The organism is Mucilaginibacter sp. (assembly GCF_025362475.1).
Classification (GTDB): domain Bacteria; phylum Bacteroidota; class Bacteroidia; order Sphingobacteriales; family Sphingobacteriaceae; genus Mucilaginibacter.
Genome location: NZ_JANYGH010000003.1, coordinates 1 through 3,923, shown reverse-complemented (window position 1 = coordinate 3,923; position 3,923 = coordinate 1). Strand labels below are relative to the sequence as shown.

Below are 3,923 nucleotides of genomic sequence, written 5' to 3'. Positions count from 1 at the left end.
CCTAATTTTAAAGATGTTAACGGCGATTATATCTTAGATGGCAAGGATTATGAGATAACTGGTAACTCTCAGCCTTTAGTTACAGGTGGTATTTCCACAAATATTGTCTACAAAAATTTCGGGCTTAATATTTATTCAACGTTCACAGCAAAAAGAACTATTTTAAATAACGCACTTGCTGATCGTATGGCTATATCGCGTAATCCTTATGATCTGTTAGCAGTAGTTCCCTTAAATAATATGGATATCTGGAGGCAGCCCGGCGATCATTCGGTTTACCCTAATCCTTATTCTTTTTCGAGGTATAACCAGATACAACCGCTAAGGCCAGATCAGACATTATGGGCCGAGGATGGCTCATACTTTAAAATCAATAACGTTACGTTTTCATATTCCTTTGATCGTAAGCTTGTCAGAAAGATTGGTTTTAACAGTCTGCGGGTATATTTCTCAACCAATAACCTCACCACGTTTTCGGGATATAAAGGGCCAAATCCAGAGAACGTAACCACTTTGGGTCGTGATATTTCCAGTGGTTACCCAGTGCCGCGTACCTATAACATAGGTTTAAATATAGAACTCAACACAAGTAAATAAAACTTAAAATCATGAAAAAAAGTATTATATACATTTTAGTAATTGCAGGAAGTTTCTGTTTACCTGCCTGTAAAAAGTTTTTGAACATTCAACCTATTGATAAACTAACCGGTAATAATTTTTACCAGTCAAAGGATGATGTTATTGCCAATATATATGATCTATCGAGGCAGTTTTTTGGAAAGATCAATGAAACACAATTTATTGGTGCTACGGGCGAATATCGTTCTGGCGAGGTAATGCATGAGGCACAGTCTGATCTGGGCCCGGCACGTGAATATGTAGAGGTATTGGGCCGAAATGATTTGCTCAACCTTATTAATGGCAACCCGCCATGGAGTTTTTACAACTTTTATAACATTACCGACTGGACCGGCTACTACCAGGTTGTACAGGGCGCTAACATTCTAATTTCGAAGCTTGACGAAGGGATACCAGGAGTATCAACAGCCGAGAAAAATCAATTTAAGGGAGAAGCAGCTTTTATCCGCTCGCTTGCATATTTCTTTATGGTAAGGCTTTATGGCGATGTGCCGTATTATACCGATGCTTTTCATTCAACAGCCTTGCCTCGTGAAAATATGGTTTCGGTTTTAAATAAATGCATAGCCGACCTTAAAACCTATAAAGACAACATGCCCTGGACTTATACCGATCCTGCTCTTAAAGGTGTAAGGGCAAGCAAGGGTAGTATTATAGCACTGCTCATGAACATGGACATGTGGAACGCCGGCTTTGATAAGCCCAATGCCGCTAAGTATTACCAGGAAACAGTTGATCTGGGCCAGGAGCTTATTAAAAGTAATGCCTACAGATTGTTGCCAATTTCAGAATGGGCCACCGTTATTAAAGGACGATCTGATGAAAGCCTTTTTGAATTTTACCGCAGTGTTAACTATGGTGATGCAAACGCAAACATAGCGCCCGTTGGAGATATGTTTTTGCATTATCCCTACAAACGGCCAGAGTATACACACAGGGTAAGTTTTGCCTATTTCAGGGCAGAATATATGCAAAAGCTGTATCCGGGCACAGCCGATAAACGGGCAACTATGTGGTTTAATGAAGACATATATGCCGATAACGGAAAATTCATGATGTTGAAATTTGCTCAGAATGCTTTTGCAACGGGCGAAGAAAACAGTAATCCTGATAATACTTTTATGATTTTCAGGTATGCTGGTGAGATTTTATTATGTGCAGAAGCAATGGCCGAATTAGGGCAGGACAACGAAGCAACAGCGCTTGTTAATAAAATCAGGGATAGGGCCGAAGCTTCACAATATGCTGGTGGTGGCGGTCAGGATTTAAAGGATTTTATCTTTTTAGAAAGATCCCGTGAATTGATGGGTGAGGGACATCATTATTTTGACCTGGTACGTACCCGGCGGATTCTTAACAGCCAATGGACATATAATGTATTAACGTTAGATAAGTTTAACAGGGGAGCCTGGACGTGGCCTATCAGCGGTAATGCATTAACCAATAATCCTTTCATGTCGCTTAATGCCTATTGGGTAAACGGCGGTAATTAACACATAGCTAAAAGATAATAATAACAATTATGAAAAATATAATTATTGTTTGTGCCGGTCTCTTCATGTTACTTACCGGTTGTAAACGGGATGAGTACTACCGGGATGGGGGGAAGGCAAATCCTGATTTCCCAGGCGATATGTTTCAATATTTAGAAGCAAAACCGGTGCCCTTTGATACTATTGCCCAAATTGTAAAGTTAGCCGGGCTCGAGAGCACTTTCCACACCGTTGATTTTACCTTTTTTGCACCCGATGATGATGTTATAAAAAGAACCATTGGCAATGCAAAAATCAGGGGCTCATTAAACGAGTTTTTATTTAGTGTTGGCCGCGATACGGTTAAAAAATTATCGGATATCGATTCATTGATCTGGAGAAAATATTTGGAGCGTTATATGTTCAAGGGGGTTAACCGCCTTAAAGATTACTCTCAAATAGATCTTGACCTTCAAAATCAGTATCCGGGTGCATTATATTATTCATATAGCGGCGATGTTTCAAATATTGGGGTCATTTACGGCGACGCGAATAAGGTAAGGTACATAGGGCCGCGCAGTTTAATTATCAGCTATGTGTATGATATTAATAACGCCCAAAATGCGGTTTTCCGAACTTATATTTCCTCATCAGACATTAAGCCCAAAAACGGCGTAGTACACACGTTGCAGTATAACGGGGCATACTTTGGCTTCAATCCGGACGACTTTTTTATTGAGGTTTATAACACCGGGCTTCATTCATCCGAATAAAAAATATTAAAAATGATGTTTGATCAATAACGAATTGAGACATGAAAAAAATTAAATACATAATAATATTTGCTTTAGCAGCCTTAGTTATTCAAAGCTGCAAAAAGGCACAAGAGAGCTTTGAAGCTCCATATGCTGATGGAAAGCCGCCATTAGGCGTAACGCTTAATCGTGATGCTATACCAAGCCCTGCATCGGGCGCTGTAGGTACCGAGATTACTTTTAAAGCAGCCGGATTAATACCCTTTAAGGATAAATTGAAATTTATGTTTAATGGCGAGGAAGGGCAAATTACCGAGGTTACAGCAACATCCATCAAAGTAAAAGTTCCTCCCTTTGGCAGCAGCGGTATAACATCTATAGCAATTGATGATCAATTGGTGCTTGGGCCGCTGTTTAAAGTAAACGGCCTCATCAATATTGATCCATCTTTCAGGGCTACGTTGGGCGCAAATAATTATGTGAGCCAGATATTTCCTCTGGCTGATGGACGGAATTTGGTGGTAGGCTGGTTTACTAATTATGATAACAAAGGCATTGTAACACCACTCAACCGAATTGTAAGAACATCATCTGATGGTGAGTTTGACCGTACATTCAGGACCGGTAAAGCTGCAAATGGAGGATTGTCAAGAATTATGCAGATAAACGGAAAATTTATTATTGCAGGCGGCTTTGGCGGATATAACCAACGAACAGATAATATTAGTAATATAACCAGTTTAGGGGTTGATGGCAGTGTTGATACAATAGCCATAAAGGTATACAGGCGCCCCACACAAAAAGACACTTCGAGAGATACCACCAAGTATTTTCCAAAATTTAACGGGGGGACCAATGATTTTATAAATAGAGTTTATAACCATCAAAATAAAATCCTGGCTACCGGTAATTTCAGGTATTATGTACACCGGACCTATAAAAAACCCAATCATGACTTTACAAGAGACACGGTTATTGTGGATAGTACAGAGATGAGGCAAGTGCTCCGGTTTAATTTAGATGGCTCTTTAGACAAAACATTTCGCTTCAACGTTGC

General features: G+C 39.8%; 3 protein-coding genes and 1 pseudogene. All 4 read left to right on the top strand.

Going from position 1 to position 3,923, the window contains the following annotated elements:
- Positions 1-597: pseudogene (locus tag Q0R88_RS01765) on the top strand (SusC/RagA family TonB-linked outer membrane protein); the annotation flags it as partial.
- A gap of 11 nt (positions 598-608) precedes the next feature.
- Complete coding sequence (locus Q0R88_RS01760; RefSeq protein ID WP_295711582.1) at positions 609-2,132, top strand: RagB/SusD family nutrient uptake outer membrane protein; 1,524 nt, start codon at positions 609-611, stop codon at positions 2,130-2,132.
- A gap of 29 nt (positions 2,133-2,161) precedes the next feature.
- Positions 2,162-2,884, top strand: a complete 723-nt coding sequence (locus tag Q0R88_RS01755) for a hypothetical protein (protein WP_295711580.1) — start codon at positions 2,162-2,164, stop codon at positions 2,882-2,884.
- 41 nt (positions 2,885-2,925) lie between these two features.
- The coding region (locus Q0R88_RS01750; protein ID WP_295711578.1) for a DUF5008 domain-containing protein at positions 2,926-3,923 on the top strand (998 nt) is incomplete at its 3' end.

Bases quoted from the DNA above. Each gene is read 5' to 3' on its own strand.
- Q0R88_RS01760 (WP_295711582.1), top strand. From the start codon at position 609: ATGAAAAAAAGTATTATATACATTTTAGTAATTGCAGGAAGTTTCTGT.
- Q0R88_RS01755 (WP_295711580.1), top strand. From the start codon at position 2,162: ATGAAAAATATAATTATTGTTTGTGCCGGTCTCTTCATGTTACTTACC.